The 23,759-nt window shown below is 73.9% G+C and carries 20 protein-coding genes and 1 pseudogene; 15 read left to right on the forward strand and 6 right to left on the reverse strand.

Annotation, left to right across the window (positions count from 1 at the left end; all coding sequences use genetic code 11):
* Positions 1-47 precede the first annotated feature (47 nt).
* From uvrC to ABIE39_RS03085, 9 genes are all read left to right on the forward strand, one after another.
* The gene (gene uvrC, locus ABIE39_RS03045) at positions 48-2,219 is read left to right on the forward strand and encodes an excinuclease ABC subunit UvrC (RefSeq protein ID WP_209829220.1); all 2,172 of its coding nucleotides are present in this window, start codon (positions 48-50) and stop codon (positions 2,217-2,219) included.
* Between the two features lie 19 nt (positions 2,220-2,238).
* On the forward strand, positions 2,239-3,225 hold the full coding sequence (gene rapZ, locus ABIE39_RS03050; RefSeq protein WP_175008475.1) for an RNase adapter RapZ: 987 nt from the start codon (positions 2,239-2,241) through the stop codon (positions 3,223-3,225).
* A gap of 8 nt (positions 3,226-3,233) precedes the next feature.
* The gene (locus tag ABIE39_RS03055; protein WP_209829219.1) at positions 3,234-4,199 is read left to right on the forward strand and encodes a gluconeogenesis factor YvcK family protein; all 966 of its coding nucleotides are present in this window, start codon (positions 3,234-3,236) and stop codon (positions 4,197-4,199) included.
* 138 nt (positions 4,200-4,337) lie between these two features.
* Positions 4,338-5,318, forward strand: a complete 981-nt coding sequence (whiA, locus tag ABIE39_RS03060; RefSeq protein ID WP_034655142.1) for a DNA-binding protein WhiA — start codon at positions 4,338-4,340, stop codon at positions 5,316-5,318.
* A gap of 363 nt (positions 5,319-5,681) precedes the next feature.
* A complete protein-coding gene (gene gap, locus ABIE39_RS03065) occupies positions 5,682-6,686 on the forward strand; it encodes a type I glyceraldehyde-3-phosphate dehydrogenase (protein ID WP_061267764.1) in 1,005 nt (334 codons plus the stop codon).
* 157 nt (positions 6,687-6,843) lie between these two features.
* Positions 6,844-8,043 (forward strand): phosphoglycerate kinase, encoded by a 1,200-nt coding sequence (locus tag ABIE39_RS03070; RefSeq protein WP_074806675.1) that lies wholly within the window; start codon positions 6,844-6,846, stop codon positions 8,041-8,043.
* Positions 8,044-8,115: 72 nt separating this feature from the next.
* Positions 8,116-8,913 (forward strand): triose-phosphate isomerase, encoded by a 798-nt coding sequence (tpiA, locus tag ABIE39_RS03075; protein ID WP_074806672.1) that lies wholly within the window; start codon positions 8,116-8,118, stop codon positions 8,911-8,913.
* A 208-nt stretch (positions 8,914-9,121) separates the two neighbouring features.
* Positions 9,122-9,364: a preprotein translocase subunit SecG gene (gene secG / locus ABIE39_RS03080; protein ID WP_021481808.1), complete on the forward strand. Its 243-nt coding sequence runs from the start codon at positions 9,122-9,124 to the stop codon at positions 9,362-9,364.
* A 130-nt stretch (positions 9,365-9,494) separates the two neighbouring features.
* Entirely contained in the window at positions 9,495-9,842 is a 348-nt protein-coding gene (locus ABIE39_RS03085; RefSeq protein ID WP_021481809.1) for an RNA polymerase-binding protein RbpA, read from the forward strand.
* A gap of 28 nt (positions 9,843-9,870) precedes the next feature.
* Here ABIE39_RS03085 and ABIE39_RS03090 read toward each other — a convergent pair whose 3' ends face one another.
* The 6 genes from ABIE39_RS03090 to tkt all read right to left on the reverse strand — a co-directional run bounded on the left by ABIE39_RS03090 (position 9,871) and on the right by tkt (position 17,481).
* Positions 9,871-10,563, reverse strand: coding sequence for an O-methyltransferase (locus ABIE39_RS03090; protein ID WP_354050387.1), 693 nt, complete (start codon positions 10,561-10,563; stop codon positions 9,871-9,873).
* The gene (pgl, locus tag ABIE39_RS03095; protein ID WP_175008478.1) at positions 10,560-11,354 is read right to left on the reverse strand and encodes a 6-phosphogluconolactonase; all 795 of its coding nucleotides are present in this window, start codon (positions 11,352-11,354) and stop codon (positions 10,560-10,562) included. The genes ABIE39_RS03090 and pgl overlap by 4 nt, the downstream gene beginning before the upstream one ends.
* Positions 11,351-12,268: a glucose-6-phosphate dehydrogenase assembly protein OpcA gene (gene opcA, locus ABIE39_RS03100; protein ID WP_175008479.1), complete on the reverse strand. Its 918-nt coding sequence runs from the start codon at positions 12,266-12,268 to the stop codon at positions 11,351-11,353. The genes pgl and opcA overlap by 4 nt, the downstream gene beginning before the upstream one ends.
* A 103-nt stretch (positions 12,269-12,371) precedes the next feature.
* Entirely contained in the window at positions 12,372-13,913 is a 1,542-nt protein-coding gene (gene zwf / locus ABIE39_RS03105) for a glucose-6-phosphate dehydrogenase (RefSeq protein ID WP_175008480.1), read from the reverse strand.
* Positions 13,914-14,056: 143 nt separating this feature from the next.
* Positions 14,057-15,196 (reverse strand): transaldolase, encoded by a 1,140-nt coding sequence (gene tal / locus ABIE39_RS03110; RefSeq protein WP_209829217.1) that lies wholly within the window; start codon positions 15,194-15,196, stop codon positions 14,057-14,059.
* A 122-nt stretch (positions 15,197-15,318) separates the two neighbouring features.
* Positions 15,319-17,481 carry a transketolase gene (gene tkt / locus ABIE39_RS03115; protein ID WP_175008482.1) on the reverse strand — a complete coding sequence of 721 codons (2,163 nt, stop codon included), beginning with the start codon at positions 17,479-17,481 and terminating at the stop codon, positions 15,319-15,321.
* Between the two features lie 353 nt (positions 17,482-17,834).
* Here tkt and ABIE39_RS03120 point away from each other — a divergent pair, with 353 nt between their 5' ends.
* The 6 genes and pseudogenes from ABIE39_RS03120 (at position 17,835) to ABIE39_RS03145 (ending at position 23,692) form a co-directional block, all read left to right on the forward strand.
* Complete coding sequence (locus ABIE39_RS03120; protein WP_354050390.1) at positions 17,835-18,863, forward strand: heme o synthase; 1,029 nt, start codon at positions 17,835-17,837, stop codon at positions 18,861-18,863.
* Between the two features lie 30 nt (positions 18,864-18,893).
* Complete coding sequence (gene xerD / locus ABIE39_RS03125; RefSeq protein WP_354050392.1) at positions 18,894-19,847, forward strand: site-specific tyrosine recombinase XerD; 954 nt, start codon at positions 18,894-18,896, stop codon at positions 19,845-19,847.
* A gap of 297 nt (positions 19,848-20,144) precedes the next feature.
* Positions 20,145-20,960: a ParA family protein gene (locus ABIE39_RS03130; RefSeq protein ID WP_255437145.1), complete on the forward strand. Its 816-nt coding sequence runs from the start codon at positions 20,145-20,147 to the stop codon at positions 20,958-20,960.
* Positions 20,944-21,873 carry a segregation/condensation protein A gene (locus ABIE39_RS03135; protein ID WP_175008485.1) on the forward strand — a complete coding sequence of 310 codons (930 nt, stop codon included), beginning with the start codon at positions 20,944-20,946 and terminating at the stop codon, positions 21,871-21,873. The genes ABIE39_RS03130 and ABIE39_RS03135 overlap by 17 nt, the downstream gene beginning before the upstream one ends.
* Positions 21,870-22,478, forward strand: a pseudogene (gene scpB / locus ABIE39_RS03140) (SMC-Scp complex subunit ScpB); the annotation flags it as partial. The gene ABIE39_RS03135 and the pseudogene scpB, both read left to right, overlap by 4 nt.
* 164 nt (positions 22,479-22,642) lie before the next feature.
* Positions 22,643-23,692 (forward strand): pseudouridine synthase, encoded by a 1,050-nt coding sequence (locus tag ABIE39_RS03145; protein ID WP_354050396.1) that lies wholly within the window; start codon positions 22,643-22,645, stop codon positions 23,690-23,692.
* Positions 23,693-23,759 lie beyond the last annotated feature (67 nt).

A 23,759-nucleotide genomic window follows, 5' to 3' on the forward strand; every position in this document is an offset into this window, starting at 1 on the left:
CCACCCCCGAGCCACCGGCGTCGGTGGCCTGACCTAGGCTGGAGAACATGGCAGATCCCGCGACGTACCGCCCTGCGCCGGGGGAGATCCCCACCTCGCCGGGCGTCTACCGGTTCCGCGACGAGCACGGTCGCGTGATCTACGTCGGCAAGGCCAAGAACCTGCGCGCGCGTCTGTCGAACTACTTCCAGGACGTCGCGAACCTGCACCACCGCACCCAGACGATGGTCACGACGGCGGCGTCGGTCGAGTGGACGGTCGTCGGGACCGAGGTCGAGGCGCTCGCCCTCGAGTACACGTGGATCAAGGAGTTCGACCCGCGGTTCAACGTCAAGTACCGCGACGACAAGTCCTACCCGTACCTCGCGGTGACGATGGGCGAGGAGTTCCCGCGCGCGCAGGTGATGCGCGGCGCGAAGCGGCCCGGCACGCGGTACTTCGGGCCGTACGGGCACGCGTGGGCGATCCGCGAGACGCTCGACCTCCTGCTGCGGGTGTTCCCGGTGCGCACGTGCTCGGCGGGCGTCTTCAAGCGCGCCCACCAGACGGGCCGCCCGTGCCTGCTCGGGTACATCGACAAGTGCTCGGCGCCGTGCGTCGGGCGCATCACGCCCGAGGACCACAAGGCGCTGGCCGAGGACTTCTGCGACTTCATGGCGGGTGACACCCAGCGGTTCGTGCGCCGGCTGGAGCGCAAGATGAACGAGGCCGCCGCCGCCATGGAGTACGAGGCCGCGGCGCGGCTGCGCGACGACATCGCCGCTCTCCAGCGGGCCACGGAGAAGAACGCGGTCGTGCTCGGCGACGGTACCGACGCCGACGTGTTCGCGCTCGTGGGCGACGAGCTCGAGGCGGCCGTCCAGGTGTTCCACGTGCGCGGTGGTCGCATCCGCGGCCAGCGCGGCTGGATCGTCGAGAAGGTCGAGGACGTCACGGACGCCGAGCTCGTCGAGCACCTGCTGCAGCAGGTGTACGGCGCGGCGGAGGAGGCCGTCGCGGCGGACGTCGGCACGCGCGCCGGGCGCGACCTCGCGCGCGACGCCGTCCCGCGCGAGGTCCTCGTGCCCGTCCTGCCGCCGGACACGGACCAGGTCACCACGTGGCTCTCCGGGCTGCGGGGCGCGCGGGTCGACGTCCGCGTGCCGCAGCGCGGGGACAAGAAGGAGCTCGCCGCGACGGTGCGCGCCAACGCGGAGCACGCGCTCGCGCTGCACCGCACGCGGCGTGCGGGCGACCTGACGACCCGCAGCCAGGCGCTGCGCGAGATCCAGGAGGCGCTCGAGCTCGAGACGGCGCCGCTGCGGATCGAGTGCTACGACGTCTCGCACAACCAGGGCACGTACCAGGTCGCGTCGATGGTGGTCTTCGAGGACGGGCTCGCGCGCAAGAGCGAGTACCGGCACTTCACGGTCCGCGGGCCGGACGGCGACGGCGCCGCCGACGACACGGCCGCGATGTACGAGGTGATCTCGCGCCGCTTCAAGCGCTACCTGTCCGACCGCTCCCGCTCGGGCGAGGTCGAGCTGGACCTCGAGGCGGACGACGTCGCCGACGGCTCCGACGCCGCGGCCGGGCGGGCGGAGCGCGCCGCGGAGGCGGCGGGCTACGTGCCGCGCAGCGGCGAGGTGGACCCGGACGCGCCCGTGGACCGGCGCGCGCGCTTCGCGTACCCGCCGAACCTCGTCGTCGTCGACGGCGGGCCGCCGCAGGTCGCGGCCGCGGCGCGGGCCCTCGCGGACCTCGGCATCGACGACGTCGCGCTGTGCGGCCTCGCCAAGCGGCTCGAGGAGGTCTGGGTGCCGGGGGAGGAGTACCCCGTGATCCTGCAGCGCTCCTCCGAGGGCCTGTACCTGCTCCAGCGCGTCCGCGACGAGGCGCACCGCTTCGCGATCGCCCAGCACCGCAGGCAGCGCAGCAAGGGCATGACGGCCTCGGCGCTCGACGACGTCCCCGGCCTCGGCCCGGCGCGGCGCACCGCGCTCCTCAAGCACTTCGGCTCCCTCAAGCGGCTGCGCGGGGCGAGCGTCGAGGAGATCGCGAGCGTCCGCGGCATGGGCGAGCGGACCGCGCAGGCGGTCGTCGCGGCGCTCGGGGGAGGCGCCCCGGACGGCGGCGCCCCGACGCCGTCGCCCGACGACGCCCCGTCCGTGCTGCCCCAGGACCCCGACCGGACCTCGCGGGACACTCCGGCGCAGGACGAGGCCGCGGCCCACGCGTGACGGCTGGCATGCTGGGGGCATGACCTCGGAGCCGACCCCGGACCTCAGCCCGCAGGGCCAGCCCGCCCGCCTGCCGGAGCCCTCCCCGACCACCGTCCCCAGCGGTATCCCCGCGATCGAGGCCGCGACCCACGCGCCCGAGCCGAGCGAGGCGGAGGTGCTCATCATCACGGGCATGTCGGGCGCCGGCCGCACCCGGGCCGCCGCCGTGCTGGAGGACCTGGACTGGTACGTCGTCGACAACCTGCCGCCGCGCATGATCGTCCCGCTCGTGGACCTCATGACCCGGTCCGGCTCGACGCTCGAGCGCATCGCGGCGGTCGTCGACGTGCGCGGGCGCGAGTTCTTCACCGACCTCGTCGAGGTGCTCGACCACCTCCGCCAGAGCGGCGTCTTCTACCGCATCCTGTTCCTCGACGCGTCGGACGAGGTGCTCGTGCGCCGCTACGAGCAGGTGCGCCGCCCGCACCCGCTGCAGGGCGAGGGGCGCATCCTCGACGGTCTCGCCGAGGAGCGGCGTCTCCTCGCGAGCCTCGAGGAGCGGTCCGACGTCGTCATCGACACGTCCGAGCTCACCGTGCACGACCTCGCGCGCGAGGTGCGCGCCGCCGTCGCCGACGGCACCCCCGAGACGCTGCGCATCAACGTGGTCTCCTTCGGGTTCAAGTACGGGCTGCCGCTCGACGCGGACCACGTGGTCGACGTGCGGTTCCTCGCGAACCCCTACTGGATCACCGAGCTGCGCCACCTCACGGGCCGCGACGCGCCCGTGCGCGACTACGTGCTCGGACGGCCCGGCGCCCTCGAGTTCGTCGACCGGTACGTGAACGCCCTCGAGCCTGTGCTGGCCGGCTACCTGGGGGAGGAGAAGCGCTACGTGACCATCGCCGTCGGCTGCACGGGCGGCAAGCACCGGTCCGTCGCGATCAGCGAGGCGATCGCCGCGCGCCTGCGCGCGCAGGGGCAGCGCGTCATCGTCACGGCCCGCGACCTCGGCAAGGAGTGACGGGCACCGTGGTCAGCCTGCGCAACCCCGCCGTCGTCGCCCTGGGCGGCGGCCACGGGCTCTCCGCGAGCCTGTCGGCGCTGCGGCTCATGTCCGACCGCCTCACCGCGGTCGTCACCGTCGCCGACGACGGCGGCTCCTCGGGGCGCCTGCGCGAGGAGCTCGGCGTCCTGCCGCCGGGAGACCTGCGCATGGCGCTCGCGGCCCTGTGCGACGACTCGGAGTGGGGTCGCACCTGGAGCGCGCTCCTGCAGCACCGCTTCACGTCCGAGGGGGACCTCGACAACCACGCGGTGGGCAACCTGCTCATCGTCGCGCTGTGGGAGCTGCTCGACGACCCGGTGGCCGGTCTCGACTGGGTGGGCAAGCTCCTCGGGGCCCGGGGCCGGGTGCTGCCCATGGCGGCGGTGCCGCTCCGGATCGAGGCGGACGTCTGGTCGGAAGGCCGGCTCGAGACGGTCGTCGGGCAGAGCCGCGTCGCGGTCACCCACGACCGCATCGAGCAGCTCCGGCTCGTGCCCGCGGACCCGCCGGCGTGCCCGGAGGCGGTGCGGGCCGTGGAGGAGGCGGACTGGGTCGTGCTCGGGCCCGGGTCGTGGTTCTCGTCGGTGATGCCGCACCTGCTCGTGCCCGAGCTCGCGCGCGCCCTGCACGAGACCCCGGCACGGCGGTGCGTCACGCTCAACCTGTCGAGCGAGACGGGGGAGACGTTCGGGCTCACCGCGACGGAGCACCTGGAGGTGCTGCACAAGCACGCGCCGGGGCTGCGCATCGACGCCGTCGTGGCCGACCCGTCCGCGGTCGAGGACACCGAGCAGCTCGCGGAGGCCGCGGCGCGCATGGGTGCCCGGCTCCTGCTGCGGCAGGTCCGCCGCGGCGACGGCACGCCGCGGCACGACGCGCTGCGCCTCGCGGCCGCCTACCGGGACGTGTTCGACGACGTCCTCGGCGACGTCGGCTCGCCCGCCCGCTGAGCCGTCGAAGCCTCCTGCGCCCCTCGCGGGCGCGTGCGCGAGGGGCCTGGTCCGGCTGCTCGCCGGACACCGCGGGGTACGCCCCCGCGCTCCGGGACGCCGCCGCGACACGCTCCCATCGGTGGCAGGATGTCCCGCATGGCGCTCACGGCACAGGTGAAGGACGAGCTGGCACGACTGCGGGTGGACAAGACCTCGTGCCGCAAGGCGGAGGTGTCCGCGATGCTCCGCTTCTCCGGCGGCCTGCACCTCATCTCGGGTCGTGTGGTCATCGAGGCCGAGCTCGACACCGCCATCGCCGCTCGTCGTCTCCGGGAGACCATCGCGGACGTCTACGGCCACACGAGCGAGCTGATCGTGGTGTCCGCCGGGGGCCTGCGCAAGAGCAGCCGGTACGTCGTGCGGGTCGTGCGCGACGGCGAGTCCCTGGCCCGTCAGACCGGCCTCCTCGACCAGCGCGGCCGGCCCGTGCGCGGGCTGCCCCCGCAGGTCGTCTCCGGCGGCGTGGAGGAGGCCGAGGCCGCGTGGCGCGGCGCCTTCCTCGCCCACGGGTCCCTCACGGAGCCCGGGCGCTCGTCGGCGCTCGAGATCACGTGCCCGGGCCCGGAGGCCGCCCTCGCGCTCGTCGGCGCCGCCCGCCGCCTCGGGGTGTCGGCGAAGTCGCGGGAGGTCCGCGGTATCGACCGCGTGGTGATCCGCGACGGGGACGCGATCAGCGCGCTGCTCACGCGCCTCGGCGCGCACGAGGCGGTCCTCGTGTGGGAGGAGCGTCGTGCGCGTCGTGAGGTGCGCGGCACGGCGAACCGGCTCGCCAACTTCGACGACGCCAACCTGCGCCGCTCGGCGCGCGCCGCCGTCGCCGCGGGCGCCCGGGTCGAGCGGGCTTTCGAGATCCTGGGCCCCGACCTGCCGGAGCACCTCCGCGAGGCGGGCGAGCTGCGTCTCGCGCACAAGCAGGCTTCGCTCGAGGAGCTGGGCCAGCTCGCCGACCCGCCGCTCACCAAGGACGCGGTCGCGGGGCGCATCCGCCGCCTGCTGTCCACGGCCGACAAGCGCGCGGCCGAGCTCGGCATCCCGGACACCGAGGCGGGGCTGAGCCCCGAGCTGCTCGACCTCTGACGAGCGCGGGCGGTCGTCCGAACCCCGTGCGCCCGTGAGCCGGGCGCGGCGGCGCCCGCCCCCTGGACGTCACGCACCGGCGGGACGATGGTCCCGAAGCATGGGATTCAGGTCACATGACGGAGTGGTGTTGGTATAGGCTCGTCAGTGTCAGGTGACAACGACGTGCTCCTTCGCTGACACCCCTCGTGGGCGTGGGTGGTCCCGGCTGTCGCCGTGACGGTCCACGGGCACGGAGGGTGCTGTGCCGGGATCCGGGCAGCGGGGCACGGGCGCGATCACCACCTGCGTACGACGGCGTACGTGATCGTTCGGCATCAACCGTGTGCGTCGGGACAACCGGCGCGCCCTGAGGAGGGCATTGTGACCATCCGCGTCGGTATCAACGGCTTCGGTCGTATCGGACGGAACTTCTACCGCGCCATCGTCGAGTCGGGCGCCGACATCGAGATCGTCGGCGTGAACGACCTCACGGACAACAAGACGCTCGCGCACCTGCTCAAGTACGACACGGTCCTCGGCCGTTTCCCGCTGAGCGTGGACTTCGACGACGACAACATCATCGTCGACGGCAAGAAGATCCGTGCGCTCGCGGAGCGCGACCCGGCGAACCTCCCCTGGGGCGAGCTCGGCGCCGACATCGTCATCGAGTCGACCGGCTTCTTCACCGACGCGACCAAGGCGAAGGCGCACATCGACGCCGGCGCCAAGAAGGTCATCATCTCGGCCCCGGCCAAGAACGAGGACGCCACGTTCGTCATGGGCGTGAACTCGGACCAGTACGACCCGGCCGCGCACCACATCATCTCGAACGCGTCGTGCACCACGAACTGCCTCGCCCCGCTGGCCAAGGCGCTCAACGACTCGATCGGCATCGAGCGTGGTCTCATGACCACGATCCACGCCTACACGGGTGACCAGAACCTGCAGGACGGCCCGCACCGCGACCTGCGTCGTGCCCGCGCCGCCGCGCAGAACATCGTCCCGACCTCGACGGGTGCGGCCAAGGCCGTGTCGCTCGTCCTGCCCGAGCTCAAGGGCAAGCTGGACGGCTACGCGCTGCGCGTCCCGGTCATCACCGGCTCGGCGACGGACCTCACCTTCACCGCCTCGCGCGAGGTCACGGTGGACGAGGTCAACGCCGCGCTCAAGGCGGCGGCGGACGGCCCGCTCAAGGGCATCCTCGAGTACGTCGACGACGAGATCGTGTCGAGCGACATCGTCACCAACCCGCACCAGAGCATCTTCGACTCGAAGCTCACGAAGGTGATCGGCGACCAGGTCAAGGTCGTCTCCTGGTACGACAACGAGTGGGGCTACTCGAACAGCCTCGTCGCGCTGACCGCCCTGGTCGGCGAGAAGCTCTGAGCCACCTGCTGACGCAGCACAGCCCTGCGTAGCACCATGCGTCCGCGTGCGCGTCCCGGCACCGCCCGGTGACGCGCACGCGGACGTCCTCATGTGCGGGCCGGGCCGGTTGCCGGCCGGCGTCCCGCACGACGGCGACAGAACCGTAGGAGACCGCATGAAGACCATCGACTCCCTGGGCGACCTGCGCGGCAAGCGCGTCCTCGTCCGCTCCGACTTCAACGTCCCGCTCGACGGGACGACCATCACGGACGACGGGCGCATCCGCGCCGCGCTCCCGACGCTGAAGAAGCTGACGGACGCGGGCGCGAAGGTGATCGTCACCGCGCACCTCGGCCGCCCCAAGGGCGAGCCGGACCCGAAGTACTCCCTCGCGCCCGTCGCGGCCCGCCTGGGCGAGCTGCTCGGCGTGCCGGTGCACCTGGCGCAGGACGTCGTCGGCGACTCGGCGCGCGAGACGGTCGCCGCGCTCGGCGACGGCGAGGTCGCGCTGCTCGAGAACATCCGGTTCGACCCGCGCGAGACGTCGAAGGACGACGCGGAGCGCCAGGCGCTCGCTCGCGACCTCGCGCAGCTCGCGGACGTCTTCGTCTCCGACGGCTTCGGCGTCGTGCACCGCAAGCAGGCGTCGGTCTACGACGTGGCGCAGGTTCTCCCCTCCGCGGTGGGCGAGCTCGTCCTCAAGGAGGTCGACTCCCTGCGCAAGGCGACCGAGGACCCGCAGCGCCCCTACGCGGTCGTGCTCGGCGGCTCGAAGGTCTCCGACAAGCTGGGCGTCATCGCGAACCTGCTCACCAAGGCGGACCGCCTGCTCATCGGCGGCGGCATGGTGTTCACCTTCCTCGCGGCGAAGGGCTACGGCGTCGGCAAGTCCCTCCTCGAGGAGGACCAGATCGACACGGTCAAGGGCTACCTCGCGGACGCGGAGAAGAACGGCGTCGAGATCGTCCTGCCGACGGACATCGTCGTGGCGGACGCGTTCGCCGCGGACTCGCCGCACGAGGTCGTCGCCGCGGACGCGATCCCGGCCGACAAGATCGGCCTCGACATCGGCCCCGACTCGGCGAAGCTCTTCGCGAGCAAGATCGTCGACGCGAAGACCGTCGTCTGGAACGGCCCCGCGGGCGTGTTCGAGTTCGAGGCGTTCTCGGGCGGCACGCGCGCCGTGGCCCAGGCCCTGGTCGACGCGACGGCGAACGGTGCGTTCACCATCGTCGGCGGCGGCGACTCGGCCGCCGCGGTCCGCATCCTCGGCTTCGACGAGGCGGGCTTCAGCCACATCTCGACCGGTGGCGGCGCGAGCCTCGAGTTCCTCGAGGGCAAGGACCTCCCAGGGATCTCCGTCCTCGAGGGCTGACCGCCCCCCGTACCCCTCCGCGCCGCCCGCTCCCCGTGGGCGGCGCGGGCCCCACAGAGAGAAGAAGGACCCGTGGCGAACACCCGCACCCCGCTCATGGCGGGCAACTGGAAGATGAACCTGGACCACCACCAGGCGACCCACACCGTGCAGAAGCTCGCGTGGACCCTGAAGGACGCGAAGCACGACTACGCGGCCGTCGAGGTCGCCGTGCTGCCGCCCTTCACCGACCTCCGGTCGGTGCAGACGCTCGTGGACGCGGACAAGCTCGAGCTCAAGTACGGCGCGCAGGACGTCTCGGCGCACGCCGAGGGCGCGTACACGGGCGAGATCTCGGCGTCGATGCTGGCCAAGCTCGGCGTGAGCTACGTCGCCATCGGGCACTCGGAGCGCCGCCAGTACCACGGCGAGACCGACGCCCTGGTGAACGAGAAGATCGTCGCCGCCGTGGGTCAGGGCATCGCCCCGATCCTGTGCGTGGGCGAGGGCCTGGACGTGCGCAAGGCCGGCGAGCAGATCGCCTACACGCTCGCGCAGGTCGAGGGCGCGCTCGCGGGCATCCCGGCCCCTCAGCTGGCGACGCTCGTCATCGCGTACGAGCCCGTGTGGGCCATCGGGACGGGCGAGGTCGCGACGCCCGAGGACGCCCAGGAGGTCTGCGGTGCGATCCGCGGCGCCCTCGGCGACCTCTACGACGCGGACCTCGCGAACGCGACGCGCATCCTGTACGGCGGCTCGGTCAAGTCGTCGAACGTCGCCGCGATCATGGCGCAGCCGGATGTGGACGGCGCGCTCGTGGGTGGCGCGAGCCTCGACCCCGAGGAGTTCGCGAAGATCGCGCGCTACCAGTCGCACGCGACCGGCGCCTGACCTCCGCGCCGCACCTCGCACCGACGGCCCCGGGACCGCGTCCCGGGGCCGTCGGCCGCCGTCCCGGGACGACGGCGGACGGGGTTGGCCGCAGCGGCCCCGCGTCGCCTACTCTTGTCCCCTGTGCCGCGGGTCACGCCCGTGCACGACAACCGTGCGGTCGGTCCCGACATCGGTCGGGCCGGCCCTGAGCCTCAAGGACGTACTCGTGGACGTGCTGCGCATCATCCTCCAGATCCTGCTGGTGCTGACCAGCGCCTTCCTCACCCTGCTCGTGCTCATGCACAAGGGGAAGGGCGGCGGCCTCTCCGACATGTTCGGCGGCGGGATCTCGAGCTCCGTGGGCAGCTCCGGCGTCGCCGAGCGCAACCTCAACCGCATCACCGTGGCGTTCGCCCTCGTCTGGGCCGTCGTCATCGTGCTCCTGGGTCTCCTCCAGAAGGTCGTCTGACCGCACGCGCCCACCAGGGCGTCGTCGGGACGGCAGGAGAGTCCGCAGTCGGCAGGGGGCAAGCCGCGCACGGTCGCGCGGTCCGGGCAGGAACGAGTGCCGACGGCGGCACGGACGGGGGAGAGAGCACGTGGCAGGTGGTAACGCGATCCGAGGGTCGCGCGTCGGGGCGGGACCGCTCGGGGAGTCCGAGCGCGGCGAGATCGCGCCGCGGTTCTGGGTGTCGTACTGGTGCGCCAACGGCCACGAGACGCGACCCAGCTTCTCCTCGGAGGCGGGCATCGAGGCCCCGGAGACCTGGGACTGCCCGCGGTGCGGGTTCCCGGCCGGTCAGGACCAGGAGCACCCGCCGACGCCGTCGCGCAACGAGCCCTACAAGACGCACCTCGCGTACGTGAAGGAGCGGCGCAGCGACGAGGACGGCGTCGCGATCCTCGACGAGGCGCTCGCCGCGCTGCGCGCCCGTCGCGGCCGCTGACCCCGGTCGGGCCGGTACGGAGAGCGGCTCAGGCGCGCACGCGCGCCAGCACGAAGCCGTCGTACCCCTTGGACCCGACGGTCTGCACGGCGGTGGCGTCGAGGCGCGGGTCCGCGACGACGCGGTCCGCCATCTCCCGCACGCCGAGCACGTTCGGGTCGGTGCTCGTCGCGTCCGCGACGGCCCCGCCGCGGACGGTGTTGTCCACGACGACGAGCGTGCCGGGGCGCGAGAGCTGCAGTGCCAGGTCGAGGTAGACCGGGTTCGACGGCTTGTCCGCGTCGACGAACACGAGGTCGAACGGCGCGGCGCCGCCCGCGACGAGCCCTCGCAGCGTGTCCGCGGCCGGGCCGACGACGACGTCGACGACGTCCGACAGCCCGGCCGCCGACACCGACTCGCGTGCGACGGCGGCGTGGGCCGGGTCGATCTCGCACGTGACGAGCGTGCCGTCGGACGGCAGGGCGCGGGCGAGCCAGATCGTCGAGTAGCCGCCCAGGGTGCCGATCTCGAGGATGCGTCGCGCGCCCGACGTGAGCGCGAGGAGCTGCAGCAGCCGGCCCTGCGCGGGGGAGACCTGGATCTCCGGGAGCCCGGCGTCCCGGGCGCGCGCCGACGCGGCGGCGAGCACGTCGTCCTCGGCCACGAGGGGCGCGAAGTACGTGTCGACGGCGTCCCACGTGACCGCGGGGTCCGTCATGCGCTTGCCGCCCGTCGTCATGCGCGGCTCGCGTCCGAGGCCGTCGGGGTCCCGGTACCGGCCGCGGCGACGTCGACGAGCCACAGCGTCGCCTCCGTGCCCGCGACCGCGGCGGCTGGGGTCTCGTGCGCCGACGCGCCTGACAGGGCCGACGCCACCGCCGGGGCCTTCTCGGCGCCCGCCGCCACGACCCACACCTGACGGGCCTGGGCGATCGCCTCGAACGTCAGCGTGACCCGCTCGGGCGGCGGCTTGGGGGAGCCGTGGACGCCCGCCGTCGGGGTGCCCGTGACGTCGAGCCCGGGGTGGCCGGGGAAGAGCGACGCGACGTGGCCGTCGGGACCCATGCCGAGCAGCAGGACGTCGAAGGCCGGGACGTGCCGGCCGTCCGGCGCGTGCTCCGCGAGCGTCGCCGCGTACGCGGTCGCCGACTCCTCGGGGGTCGCCGCCGCGTCGGCCGCCGGCATCGGGTGCACGTTCTCGGGCGGGAGGTGCGGCAGGTGGTCGAGGAGCGCCTCGCGCGCCTGCGTCTCGTTGCGCTCGCCGTCGCCGGACGCGAGGAAGCGCTCGTCGCCCCACCAGACGTGCACGCCCGACCAGTCGACGGCGTCGCGCGCGGGGTGGCGCGCGAGCGCCGCCAGGCTCGCGATCCCGACGGTCCCGCCCGTCAGCACGACGTGCACGGGGCGGCGGACCGACTGCACGTCGAGCAGCCGCGTCACGAGGCGCGACGCCACGGCCTCGGCGAGCACGGCGGCGTCGGGGTGCACGACGACGAGGCGCGCCGGGGCGTCCGGCCGGGCGGCGGTCACGCGCCCACCTTCTGCAGCCCCTTGGTGAGCACCTCGCCGTAGATCTCGTCGGGGTCGAGGCGGCGCAGCTCCTCGATGAGGGCCTCGCTGAGCGTCCGGATGGGCAGCGCGACGCGGCGGTCGGGCTTGCCCGGCTGGCTGATCGTCACCGTCCGGCCGTCGGGGCGGTCGAGGACGATCGGCCCGCTCTTGCGCTCGAGCGTCACGCGCGTGATCGCCTCCGCGCCGCGCCGTCGCACCACCTGCGCCGGGCAGCGCAGGCGCGAGCCCAGCCACGCGGCGAGGAGGTCGAGCGACGTGTGCTTCGCCTGGCCCTCGATGACGACGCTCGTCACCGGCTCGTAGGGCGGCTGGTCGAGCGCCGCGGCGATGAGGCCGCGCCACAGCGTCACGCGGGCCCACGCGAGGTCGGAGTCGCCCGGACCGTACGTCTGCGCGAGCTGCGCGAGCGTGGCCTCGGGGTCCTTCGCCGTGATCGAGTCGGTGATGCGCCGCTGCGCCATGGCGCCGACCGGGTCGTCGTCCGGGGACGCCGGCGGCTGACCCGGCCACCAGACGACGATGGGTGCGTCGGGCAGCAGGAGCGGCATGACGAGCGTGTCCGCGTGCTCGAGCAGCGGCCCGGCGGTGCGGAGCACGACGACCTCGGACGCGCCGGCGTCGCCGCCGACGCGGATCTGCGCGTCGAGGTGCGGCGTCGCGCTGCGCCCGGACGGGGCGACGACGATGACGCGGCACGGGTGCTCGCGGCTCGCGTCGTTCGCCGCCTCGATCGACGTCTCGACGTCGGACTCGCGCGCGATGACGACGAGCGTGAGGACGCGCCCGAGCGCGATCGCGCCGCCCTCGTCGCGCAGGCGCACGAGGCGCTTGTTCACCGCGTTCGTCGTCGTGTCGGGCAGGTCGATGATCATCGCGGGGTCCTCGCCGGTCGGAGGGTCGTGCCGCGTACCGGCGCACGACGGGGTCGGGGGGTCTCTCGGGTGCGCGCGGCCCGCTCGGCGGGCGCCGGGGCGGTCACGGGCGCCGCCACGCGCGGCCGTCGCGCGCGAGCATCGCGTCGGCGGACTCCGGGCCCCACGTGCCCGACCGGTACTGCTCGGGCTTGCCCTTCGCCGCCCAGTGCGCGGTGATCGGGTCGAGGATCTTCCAGGAGAGCTCGACCTCCTCGCGCGTGGGGAACAGCGGCGGGTCGCCGAGCAGGACGTCGAGGATGAGGCGCTCGTACGCCTCCGGCGACGACTCGGTGAACGCGTGCCCGTAGCCGAAGTCCATCGTCACGTCGCGGACCTCCATCGCGGTGCCCGGGACCTTGGCGCCGAAGCGCATCGTCACGCCCTCGTCCGGCTGGACGCGGATCACGAGCGCGTTGTTCCCGAGGTCCGACGCCTGCGAGCTCTCGAACGGCAGGTGCGGTGCCTTCTTGAACACGACCGCGACCTCGGTCACGCGACGCCCGAGGCGCTTGCCCGTGCGCAGGTAGAACGGGACGCCCGCCCAGCGGCGGTTGTCGATGTCGACGCGGATCGCCGCGTACGTCTCCGTGGTGGAGGAGTCGGGGATGCCGTCCTCCTCGAGGAAGCCGATGACCTCCTCGCCGCCCTGCCAGCCGGCGGCGTACTGGCCGCGGGCCGTGTGCCGGGACAGCTCGCGCGGCAGCCGCACGGCGGAGAGCGCCTTGATCTTCTCGGCCCGCAGGGAGGGCGCGTCGAACGACACCGGCTCCTCCATCGCGACGAGCGCGAGGAGCTGGAGGAGGTGGTTCTGGATGACGTCGCGCGCGGCGCCGATGCCGTCGTAGTAGCCCGCGCGGCCTCCGATGCCGATGTCCTCGGCCATCGTGATCTGCACGTGGTCGACGTAGTTCGCGTTCCAGATGGGCTCGAACATCTGGTTCGCGAAGCGCAGGGCGAGGAGGTTCTGGACCGTCTCCTTGCCGAGGTAGTGGTCGATGCGGAAGACCGAGTCGGGCGGGAAGACCTCCGACACGACGGCGTCGAGCTCGCGCGCGCTCGCGAGGTCGTGGCCGAAGGGCTTCTCGATGACCACGCGGCGCCACGCCTCCTCCGCCGAGCGGGACAGCCCCGACTCGGCGAGCTGGCGGCACACGACGGGGAACGCGCTCGGCGGGACCGACAGGTAGAACGCGTGGTTGCCGCCCGTGCCGCGCTCGGCGTCGAGCGTCTCGACCGTCTCGCGCAGGCGCTCGAACGCCTCGTCGTCGTCGAACGAGCCCTGGACGAACCGGATGCCCTCGGAGAGCTGGCGCCACGTCGCCTCGCGGAACGGCGTGCGCGCGTGCTCCTTGACGGCGTCGTGCACGACCTGCGCGAAGTCCTGGTCCTCCCAGTCGCGGCGCGCGAAGCCCGTGAGCGCGAAGCCCGGCGGCAGCAGGCCGCGGTTGGCGAGGTCGTAGACCGCGGGCATGAGCTTCTTGCGGGCGAGGTCGCCCGTGACGCCGAAGATGACGAGCCCGCACGGGCCCGCGATCCGAGGCAGGCGCAGGTCGAGGGGGTCGCGCAGAGGGTTGTGCTCTGGCGTGATCTTGGCCGGTCTCACCTGGTGGCACCGTTCCGTTCGGGGAGGGGTCGGAGGACTGCAGAAGGTCTGGGGCGTCTGCGGATCATAGGGGCGTCGCCACGGGGTGCGCCGTCGTTCCCGCAGGTCGGACGCGCGGGCGAGAGGCCGGCCGCGCGCCGGGGTCAGGAGGAGGCGAGGCGGCGCAGGTTGTCGCGCGTCGTGGCGAGGAGCTCGGTCCAGCTGTCCTCGAACTTGCGCACGCCCTCGGCCTCGAGGCGGTCGGTGACCTCCACGAGGGAGACGCCGAACGACTCGACGGTCTCGATCGTGCGCCTCGACGCGGACGCCGTGCCGGTGATCGTGTCGCCCGTCACGACGCCGTGGTCCGCGAACGCCTGGAGCGTCGCCTCGGGCATCGTGTTCACGACGCCGTCCGTCACGAGCTCGTCGACGTACATCGTGTCGCGGTACTCGGGGTTCTTCACGCCCGTCGAGGCCCACAGCGGGCGCTGGGGCTGCGCGCCGGACGCGGCGAGCGAGCGCCAGCGGTCCGTCTGGCGGAACTCCTCGTAGGCCTCGAACGCGAGGCGCGCGTTCGCCACGGCCGTCTGCCCGCGCAGGTCGAGCGCCTCGGGCGTCCCGACCTTCTCGAGCGCGGCGTCCACGGCGGTGTCCACGCGCGAGACGAAGAACGAGGCGACCGAGCCCACGGGCGCGAGGTCGACGCCGTCGGCGCGCGCCTGCTCCAGCCCGATCGCGAACGCCTCCATGACGGCGCGGTAGCGCGCGAGGGAGAAGATGAGGGTCACGTTGACGCTGATGCCCTGCGCGAGCGTGCGCGTGATCGCGTCGAGGCCCGCGACGGTCGCCGGGATCTTGATGTAGACGTTCGGGCGGTCGATCGTGCGCCACAGGCGCTCCGCCGTGACGACCGTCGCGTCGGCGTCGTGGGCGAGGCGCGGGTCGACCTCGATCGAGACGCGCCCGTCGACGCCGTCGGTGGCGTCGTAGACGGGGCGCAGGAGGTCGGCGGCGGTGCGCACGTCGTCCGTGGTGATGCGCTCGACGGCGGCCTCCACGGCCGCGTCGTCGGTGCCCGCGGCCGCGAGGTCGGCGAGCTGGGCGTCGTAGGCGTCGCCCTGCGCGAGCGCCGACGCGAAGATCGTGGGGTTCGTGGTCACGCCGACGACGCCGCGCGTCGCCACGAGCTCGGCGAGGTTGCCGGTGCGCAGCCGTTCTCGGGAGAGGTCGTCGAGCCAGATCGACACGCCCGCTCCCGTGAGCTGCTCGATGGGGCCGGGGACGGTGGTGGGCTGCGTCATCGGACTTCCTCTCGTGGTGCTCTCGCCGCGGGCGTGCACCCGGGGCGCCGCTCGTGGCGGTCGTCCCGGGGCGTCCCGAGGTGGGGCCGCGTGCGCGGCCCCACCTCGGAATCTACGAAGGGTCAGCGCAGGTCGCCAGTGCCGCCCTCCGAGGGGGTGGGCTCGGCGCCCGGCGCGTCGTCGCCGCGCGCCGCGGCGATCGACTCGCGCGCCGCCGTCGCGACGGCCTCGGACGTGATGCCGAACTCGCGGTACAGCACCTGGTAGTCCGCGGACGCGCCGTAGTGCTCGAGGCTCACGGAGCGGCCGGCGTCGCCGACGAGCTCGCGCCAGCCCTGCGCGACGCCCGCCTCGACCGAGACGCGCGCACGGACCGTGGACGGCAGGACTGACTCGCGGTAGGCGTCGTCCTGGCCGTCGAACCACTCGCGGCTCGGCAGCGACACGACGCGCGCCTGCACGCCCTCGGCGGCGAGGATCTCGCGCGCCTCGACGGCGAGCTGCACCTCGGAGCCGGTGCCGATGAGGATGACGTCGGGCGTGCCCTCGGTGTCGAGCAGCACGTAGCCGCCGCGCGCCGTGCCGGACGCGTCGGCGTAGCCGTCGGTCCCGCGCGGGAACGTCGGCACGTTCTGGCGCGTGAGGATGAGGCCCGCCGGGCGCTCGGTGTTCTCGAGCACGGTGCGCCACGCCCACGCGGTCTCGTTCGCGTCGGCCGGCCGCACGACGTCGAGGCCCGGGATCGCGCGCAGCGCCGCGAGGTGCTCGACGGGCTGGTGCGTCGGGCCGTCCTCGCCGAGGCCGATCGAGTCGTGCGTCCACACGAACGTCGTCGGGATCTCCATGAGGGCGGCGAGCCGGACGGCGGGACGCATGTAGTCGCTGAACTGGAGGAACGTGCCGCCGTAGGCGCGCGTGCCACCGTGCAGGACGATGCCGTTGAGGATCGCGCCCATCGCGTGCTCGCGGATGCCGAAGTGCAGCGTGCGGCCGTACTCGTGGCCCGGGAACTTCTTCGTCGCGTGCTCGGCCGGCACGAACGACGGCTCGCCGTCCATCGTCGTGTTGTTCGAGCCCGCGAGGTCGGCGGAGCCGCCCCACAGCTCGGGCAGGACGTCCTTGAGCGCGGTGAGGACCTTGCCGGACGCGGAGCGCGTCGCGACGGCCTTGCCCGCCTCGAACGTCGGGAGGGAGTCCTCCCAGCCCGCCGGGAGCTGGCGGCGCGAGAGGCGGTCGAGCAGCTCCGCGCCGGACGGGTTCGCCGTCTTCCAGGCCTCGAACGCCCGGTCCCAGGCGGCGCGGGCGTCGGCCTGGCGCTCGCCGACGGCGCGCGTGTACGCGAGCACCTCGTCGTCGATCGCGAAGCTCGCCTCGGGGTCGAGGCCGAGCTCGACCTTGAGGCCCTTGATCTCGTCGGCGCCCATGGCGGAGCCGTGGATGCCGCCCGTGTTCTGCTTCGTGGGCGACGGGTACCCGATGATCGTGCGCAGCGCGATGATCGACGGCTTGCCCGTCTCGGCCTTGGCGGCCTCGATCGCGGCGTGCAGCGCGTCGACGTCCTCCGTGTAGCCGGTGCCCCCGTTGGTCCAGTCGACGCGCTGGGTGTGCCAGCCGTACGCCGCGTACCGCGCGAGCACGTCCTCGGTGAACGCGATGTCCGTGTCGTCCTCGATCGAGATCTTGTTGTCGTCCCAGATCACGACGAGGTTGCCGAGCTGCTGGTGGCCCGCGAGCGAGGAGGCCTCGCTCGTCACGCCCTCCTGCAGGTCGCCGTCGGAGGCGATGACGTAGACGTGGTGGTCGAACGGCGACTCGCCCGGCGTGGTCGACGGGTCGAGCAGGCCGCGCTCGCGGCGTGCCGCGAACGCCATGCCGACCGACGACGCGAGGCCCTGGCCGAGCGGGCCGGTCGTGATCTCGACGCCCCGGGTGTGCTTGTACTCGGGGTGGCCGGGGGTCTTGGAGCCCCACGTGCGCAGCGCCTCGATGTCCTCCATCTCCAGGCCGTACCCGGCGAGGAAGAGCTGGAGGTAGATCGTCAGCGACGAGTGGCCCGCGGAGAGCACGAACCGGTCACGACCGACCCAGTGGTCGTCGGACGGGTCGTGGCGCATGACCTTCTGGAACAGCAGGTACGCGGCGGGGGCCAGCGAGATCGCGGTGCCCGGGTGGCCGTTGCCCACCTTCTCCACGGCGTCGGCGGCGAGCGCCTTGATCGTCTTGACGGCCCGGTCGTCCAGGTCCGTCCAGTCCAGGGGCGTGTGAGCAGGGGACAACGCGTTCACCGAACCTCATTCCCGTCCGGAGCGCGCGCCCCGGATCCTCGCGACAACTCGAAGCAACCGTTGAACATTTCCCGGCCTCACGCCTCAGGGGGCGGGGCGGCCCGGTGCCCGTCGCGCGGCCCGGAGGCCACGTCCGTGGCGGGCGGTCCGACGCGGGACGGTCGCGGGCACCAGCCTATACGCGCGCGCCGTTCCCGGCCGGGCGGTGCCCACGTGCTGGATTTCGGTCGGATGTCACACAATCGCCCGGCCCGTCCGGTCGGCCCCCGCGCAGGCGGGGACGTACGATGAGCGAGGACGACCGGCGGTCCGTCCCAGCTCGCCCCCCACCTCAGAACGGAACACCGAAGCGCGTGCACACCACGAGCCAGGCACCGATCGACGGGACCGGAAGCCCGTCGAGCGCCGCGTCGACCCAGCAGCCGTCCTCCCCGACGGCCCCCGCGACCTCCGTCGCCCCGACGGCCGAGGTCGCCAGCGCGACCCGCGCGCTGCGCGAGCGGGTTGGCGCCTACGTCGCCCTCACCAAGCCGCGCATCATCGAGCTCCTCCTCGTCACGACGGTGCCGACGATGTTCCTGGCGCAGGGCGGGCTGCCCGGCCTGGGCCTCATCCTCGCGACGCTCGTCGGCGGCACGCTCGCCGCGGCGTCCGCGAACGTCTACAACTGCTACCTCGACCGCGACATCGACGAGGTCATGAACCGCACCAAGCGGCGCCCGCTCGTCACGGGCGAGATCTCCCCGCGCGCGGCGCTCGTCTTCGCGACCGTCCTCGGCGTGGTGTCGCTGGTCTGGTTCGCGCTGCTGGTCAACGTCGTCTCGGCGTGGCTGACGTTCGCGGCGATCTCGATCTACGTCGTCGGCTACACGATGATCCTCAAGCGCCGTACTCCGCAGAACATCGTGTGGGGCGGCATCGCGGGCTGCATGCCGGTGCTCATCGGCTGGTCGGCGGTCACGGGCTCGCTGAGCTGGGCGGCGCTCGCGTTGTTCCTCGTCATCTTCTTCTGGACCCCGCCGCACTACTGGCCGCTGTCGATGAAGTTCAAGCGGGACTACGCGAACGCGGGCGTCCCGATGCTCCCCGTCGTCGCGGACGACAGCAGGGTCGCGCGCGAGATGATCCTCTACGGCGTCGCGATGGTCGCCTCGTCCCTCGCGCTGTGGCCGCTCGCCGGCATGACCTGGGTGTACGGCGTCGTCGCCACGGCCCTGGGCGCGTGGTTCCTGTCGTCGTGCGTGACGATGCTGCGCCGGGCGCGCGACAAGGCCGACGGCAAGGGCGGCAAGGTGGGGGAGATGAAGGTCTTCCACGCGTCCATCACGTACCTGACCCTGCTCTTCGTCGCGGTGGCGGTCGACGTCTTCCTCCCGCTGTGAGCCCGGCCGTCCCGGCAGGGCAGTGACGCCATGAGCCCCGGCGAGGCCCACGTGCCCGAGGCGCTGGACCGCGCCGCGCGCGAGTACCTGGCGCACCTCGCCGTCGAGCGCGGGCTGTCCGCCAACACGGTCGCGGCCTACCGCCGCGACCTCGCGCGCTACGTCGCGTTCCTCGGGTCGCGCGGCAACCACGCCGTGCGCGACGTCGAGGCGGACGACGTCGCGGACTACGTCACGGCGCTGCGCACCGGGGCCGACGGCGGCGCGCCCCTGTCGGCGTCCTCGACCGCCCGGTCGGTCGCGGCGGTGCGCGGCTGGCACCGGTTCTGCGCGGCGGAGGGCCTCGCCGACGCCGACGCGTCGGCCGACGTGCGCCCGCCCGCCCAGGGCAGGCGGCTGCCGAAGGCCATCTCGACCGACGAGGTCGCGCGCATCCTCGAGGCCTCCGGGGCCGGGGACGGTCCGGGCCCCCTGCGCGACCGCGCGCTCCTGGAGCTCGTGTACTCGACCGGCGCGCGCATCACCGAGGCGGTGAGCCTCGACGTCGACGACTTGGACCTCGACAGCGGCGCCGTGCGCCTGCTGGGCAAGGGCGGCAAGGAGCGCGTGGTGCCCGTCGGGTCGTTCGCGCGACGCGCCCTCGACGCCTACCTCGTGCGCGGGCGCGCCGCGCTCGCCGCGAACGGGCGGGGGACGCCCGCGGTGTTCCTCAACACGCGCGGCGCGCGCCTGTCCCGGCAGAGCGCGTGGGCCGTGCTGCGCACCGCGGCCGAGCGCGCCGGGATCGAGCACCCCGAGCGCATCTCGCCCCACACGCTGCGGCACTCGTTCGCGACCCACCTGCTCGCCGGCGGCGCGGACGTGCGCGTCGTGCAGGAGCTGCTGGGCCACGCGTCGGTCACCACGACCCAGATCTACACGCTCGTGACGCCCGACACGCTGCGCGAGGTCTACGCGGCCGCGCACCCCCGCGCGCTGGGCTGACGGGCGCGCCGGGACGGCGGCACCACCGCTGCGGCGTGCCCTGCGGCGTGCCGTCCCGGAACGCGGCGCGCGGGCGCGTGCGCACCGGCCGCGGGGAGGTCCTGCGATACCGTGGCGGACGTGAGCAGCCAGGCCGAGACCCAGCCCGAGACGCGCGGCGCGCACGGCTCGCACGGCGACGCCGTCCGTCCGGTCGCCCCGCCGACCTCCGCCGAGGGGGACGCGGCCCCCGCCGTCGACCGCCCCGCGGACCGGACCGCCGGCACCGAGCCGCGTGTCGACGTCGTCGGCCGCACCCTGCCGGAGTTCCCCGTCCCGGCCCCGCTCGCCGCGCACGGCCCGGGCCGGATCATCGCGATGTGCAACCAGAAGGGCGGCGTCGGCAAGACGACGACGACCATCAACCTGGGCGCCGCGCTCGCCGAGTACGGGCGCAAGGTCCTGCTCGTCGACTTCGACCCGCAGGGCGCCGCGTCCGTCGGCCTGGGCGTCAACCCGCACGAGCTCGACCGCACGGTCTACAACCTGCTCATGGAGCGTGGCGCGGACATCCACGACGTGCTCGTGAGCACCGACGTGGAGAACCTCGACCTGCTGCCCGCGAACATCGACCTCTCGGCCGCCGAGGTGCAGCTCGTGGGCGAGGTCGCGCGCGAGTCCGTCCTGTCGCGCGTGCTGCGCCCCGTCGTGGACGACTACGACGTGATCCTCGTCGACTGCCAGCCGTCGCTCGGGCTGCTGACCGTGAACGCGCTCACCGCCGCGCACGGCGTCCTCATCCCGCTCGAGTGCGAGTTCTTCGCGCTGCGCGGCGTCGCCCTGCTCGTCGAGACGATCGAGAAGGTGCGCGACCGGCTCAACCCGCGCCTCGACGTCGACGGCATCCTCGCCACGATGTTCGACTCGCGGACGCTGCACTCGCGCGAGGTCGTGGCGCGCGTGCACGAGGCGTTCGGCGACAAGCTGCTCCACACCGTGATCGGGCGCACCGTGAAGTTCCCGGACGCGTCCGTCGCGGCGGAGCCCATCACCGTCTACGCGCCGAACCACCCGGGCGCGGTCGCGTACCGGCAGCTCGCCCGGGAGCTGGTCGCCCGTGGCGACGCCGCCTGAGCCGCCGCCACCGACCGAGCCGCCCGCACGGACCGGGTTCGAGGTCCGGCTCGACAACTTCAGCGGGCCCTTCGACCTGCTGCTGTCGCTCATCACGAAGCACAAGCTCGACATCACCGAGGTCGCGCTCGCGCGCGTGACGGACGACTTCATCGCGTACATCCGCACGGCCGAGCGTGCCGCCGCGGTCGCGCGGGCCGCGGGGGAGGACCACCCCGGCTGGGACCTCGGGACCGCGAGCGAGTTCCTCGTCGTCGCCGCGACGCTGCTCGACCTCAAGGCGGCCCGGCTGCTGCCGACGGGCAGCGTCGAGGACGACGAGGACCTGGCGCTGCTGGAGGCGCGGGACCTGCTCTTCGCGCGGCTGCTGCAGTACCGCGCGTACAAGGACGTGTCGGGGCTGCTCGCCGAGCGGTTCGAGAGCGCGGGGCGCCGGTTCCCGCGCGTCGTGCAGCTCGAGCCGCACCTCGCCGCGCTGCTGCCCGAGCTCGTGTGGACCATGGGACCGGACCAGCTCGCCGTGCTCGCGGCCCGCGCGCTCGCGCCCAAGGCGCCGCCGCCCGGCGTCTCGCTCGACCACCTGCACGCCCCCGCCGTGAGCGTGCGCGAGCAGGCCGGGATCGTCGTCGAGCGCGTGCGCAGCCACGGCACGACGACGTTCCGCGCCCTCGTGGCCGACGCGGGGGAGACCGCCGTGGTCGTCGCGCGGTTCCTCGCGCTGCTCGAGCTGTTCCGTCAGGCGCTCGTCGCGTTCGACCAGGTGACGCCGCTCGGCGAGCTCACCGTGCGGTGGTCGGGCGACGACGACGCGGCCGAGCCGCCGCTCGTCGGCGTCGGCAGCGAGTTCGACGAGGGCGACGAGCCCGACCTGGCGGACGCCCTCGCCGCCACCGACCAGGAGGTCCCCGCGTGACGCTGCCCGACGACGGCCCGACCCCGGACGACGCCCGCCCGCCCGCCGTGCACGACCTCCCGGGCGGCCTGCCGTCCGCGCTCGAGGCCGTGCTCATGGTCGCCGACGAGCCGATCCCGCCGGTCGAGCTCGCGACGGCGCTCGCGGTCCCGGTCGACGAGGTGCTCGACGCGCTGCACGAGCTCGCCGCCGAGTACCGGGGCGACGACGGCGGGCGCCCGCGCGGGTTCGAGCTGCGCGCGGCGGGCGGCGGGTGGCGCGTGTACTCCGCGCCCGCGCACGCCGAGGTCGTGGGCAGGTTCGTGCAGGGCGGCCAGACGGCCCGGCTCACGCAGGCGGCGTTGGAGACTCTGGCCGTGATCGCGTACCGTCAACCGGTCAGCCGCGGCCAGGTGTCGGCGGTGCGAGGGGTCAACGTGGACGGCGTGGTGCGCACGCTCGTGGCGCGCGGGCTCGTGGCCGAGGTCGGCCAGGACCCGCACACCGGCGCCGGCCTCTTCGGCACCACGGGGTACTTCCTCGAGCGGATGGGCTTCACGTCGCTCGACGAGCTCCCCCCGCTCGCGCCGCACCTGCCGGACATGGACGACCTCGAGGGCCTCGACGGGCTCGCCGACCTGCGCGCTCCCGCGCGGCCGACGGGCGTCGCGGCGCCGACGGACGCTCCCGGCGCCGCGGCTGACGACGCGGACGGCGCACCGGCGCCGACCGCCACGACACCCGGCGTGACGCGCGACGTCACGCACGGACCGACGGACGAAGGACACGCATGAGCTCGAAGGACGGACGCCGCTCCGGCGACGCAGGGCGCGGGCGCACGCCCCGCGACGGGGCGGGCGACGCACGCCGCGGCGGGAGCGGCGACGCGCGTCGCGGCGGCCCGCGGAGTGGCGACGGCGCACGCTCGGGCGGCGCGCCCCGGCGCGGCGGCTCGTCCGCGCAGGGCTCGTCCACGGGCCGCGACGCGGCTGCCGGTCGGGGTCGACCTGCGCCGGGTCGCGGTACGGCGGCGCCCCGCACCGGCCAGGCGGCCGGCCGGCCGCGCCGTCCCGTGCGCGGGCAGCCCACCGAGCCCCAGCGCGACGTGCACGTCGAGGACGGCGTGCGCCTGCAGAAGGTGCTGGCGTCGGCCGGGCTGGGGTCGCGCCGCGCGTGCGAGGACCTCATCGCGCAGGGCCGCGTCGAGGTCGACGGCGTGCGCGTCACCGAGCTGGGCGTGCGGGTCGACCCGGCCCGCGCCGTCGTGCACGTGGACGGGATGCGCCTGCAGCTCGACTCCTCGCGCGTGACCCTCGCCCTCAACAAGCCGCGCGGCGTCGTGTCGACCATGCACGACCCGGACGGGCGCCCGTCCATCGCGGAGCTCGTCGCCGACCGGCCCGAGCGCCTGTTCCACGTGGGCCGCCTCGACGCGGACAGCGAGGGCCTGCTGCTCCTCACGAACGACGGCGAGCTCGCGAACCACCTCGCGCACCCCTCGCACGAGGTCGCCAAGACCTACCTCGTCACGGTGCGCGGCAAGGTCGCGGGGAACATCGCGAACAAGTTCCTGCACGGGATCGAGCTCGAGGACGGCGTCGTGCGGGCGGACGCGTACCGCGTCGTCGACCAGGTCGCGGACCAGACGATGATCGAGGTCGTGCTGCACTCGGGGCGCAACCGCGTCGTGCGACGCATGTTCGAGGAGGTCGGCTACCCCGTGACGCGCCTCGTGCGCACGCGCATCGGCCCGATCGCGCTCGGCAACCTGCGCCCCGGCACGACGCGCGTGCTCGGTCGCACCGAGCTCGGCACGCTCATGGCGGGCGTCGGGCTCTAGGCCCGTTCCGCGCGTCCCGCACCACACCCCGACGGACCGCCGCGAGGCGGGCCGTCCCGCACGAAGG

Origin of the sequence: Cellulosimicrobium sp. 4261, assembly GCF_040546915.1 — a bacterium.
GTDB lineage: Bacteria > Actinomycetota > Actinomycetes > Actinomycetales > Cellulomonadaceae > Cellulosimicrobium > Cellulosimicrobium cinnabarinum.

Excerpts from the sequence above, each read along its gene's own strand:
- uvrC (WP_209829220.1), top strand. The coding sequence starts at position 48 with ATGGCAGATCCCGCGACGTACCGCCCTGCGCCGGGGGAGATCCCCACC.
- rapZ (WP_175008475.1), top strand. The coding sequence starts at position 2,239 with ATGACCTCGGAGCCGACCCCGGACCTCAGCCCGCAGGGCCAGCCCGCC.
- whiA (WP_034655142.1), top strand. The coding sequence starts at position 4,338 with ATGGCGCTCACGGCACAGGTGAAGGACGAGCTGGCACGACTGCGGGTG.
- ABIE39_RS03070 (WP_074806675.1), top strand. The coding sequence starts at position 6,844 with ATGAAGACCATCGACTCCCTGGGCGACCTGCGCGGCAAGCGCGTCCTC.
- ABIE39_RS03090 (WP_354050387.1), bottom strand. The coding sequence starts at position 10,563 with ATGACGACGGGCGGCAAGCGCATGACGGACCCCGCGGTCACGTGGGAC.
- opcA (WP_175008479.1), bottom strand. The coding sequence starts at position 12,268 with ATGATCATCGACCTGCCCGACACGACGACGAACGCGGTGAACAAGCGC.
- tal (WP_209829217.1), bottom strand. The coding sequence starts at position 15,196 with ATGACGCAGCCCACCACCGTCCCCGGCCCCATCGAGCAGCTCACGGGA.
- xerD (WP_354050392.1), top strand. The coding sequence starts at position 18,894 with ATGAGCCCCGGCGAGGCCCACGTGCCCGAGGCGCTGGACCGCGCCGCG.
- ABIE39_RS03145 (WP_354050396.1), top strand. The coding sequence starts at position 22,643 with ATGAGCTCGAAGGACGGACGCCGCTCCGGCGACGCAGGGCGCGGGCGC.